This is a genomic window from Blautia sp. CAG:237, assembly GCF_000436615.1.
In the GTDB taxonomy this organism is placed as follows: Bacteria; Bacillota; Clostridia; order Lachnospirales; family Lachnospiraceae; genus Blautia_A; species Blautia_A intestinihominis.
In genome coordinates this window covers 1-850 of the sequence record NZ_FR886759.1, presented here as the reverse complement: position 1 = coordinate 850, position 850 = coordinate 1, and the positions used below count along the sequence as shown (strand labels likewise).

Annotated in this window: 1 protein-coding gene; it reads left to right on the top strand. The window is 44.7% G+C overall.

Annotation, left to right across the window (positions count from 1 at the left end):
* The first annotated feature begins 173 nt into the window (after positions 1-173).
* Positions 174-839: a PAQR family membrane homeostasis protein TrhA gene (gene trhA / locus QZL69_RS10900; RefSeq protein WP_022215236.1), complete on the top strand. Its 666-nt coding sequence runs from the start codon at positions 174-176 to the stop codon at positions 837-839.
* Positions 840-850: the final 11 nt, after the last annotated feature.

Below are 850 nucleotides of genomic sequence, written 5' to 3'. Positions count from 1 at the left end.
TCTCGGTAATTGAATTGCCGAGGATTCCCGCTTATTATTCTAAAATTCCTAAATTAGCTCTTTACTTTTATGTATAAATGCAGTATAGTTTCAATATACTTAATATGTAGTATTAATTACTACGTAATTGGTTTTTTATTATTTGCCTGTTTTTAACACTGGAGGTGTTTATTATGAAACTTAAATTAAAAGATCCCTGGAGTGCGATCACGCATGGTGTTGCAGGACTTCTGGCGATCGCGGGTGCTGCGCCGCTTCTTCTCAAAGCTGCATCCGGTGAGGAAGCACCACTGCATATCGCAGCTCTGGCTGTGTTCATGCTTACCATGATCCTTCTTTATACAGCCAGTACCGTTTATCATTCTGTAGACTCTACAGAGAAAGTCAACCGCCGTCTCCGAAAGATGGATCACATGATGATCTTCGTCATGATCGCCGGAAGCTATACTCCTGTCTGCCTCATTGCACTGCATAACCACATCGGCTATATCCTCTGCGGACTTGTATGGGGAGTTGCAATCCTTGGCATGCTGCTCAAGGGACTCTGGATCACCTGCCCGAAATGGCTGTCCTCCGTTCTCTATATCGGAATGGGCTGGCTCTGCGTACTGGCTTTTGTTCCGATCTTTCACTCCCTCCCGAGAGCAGGTTTCGGATGGCTGCTTGCGGGCGGCATTATTTACACGATCGGCGGTATCATCTATGGTCTGAAACTTCCATTATTTAATTCCAGACACAGGAATTTCGGTTCACATGAGATCTTTCATGTTTTCGTTATGCTTGGAAGTGCCTGCCACTTTATCCTCATGTATTGCTTTATTTCCACCCTGCCATTCTGATGGCAGGGTAT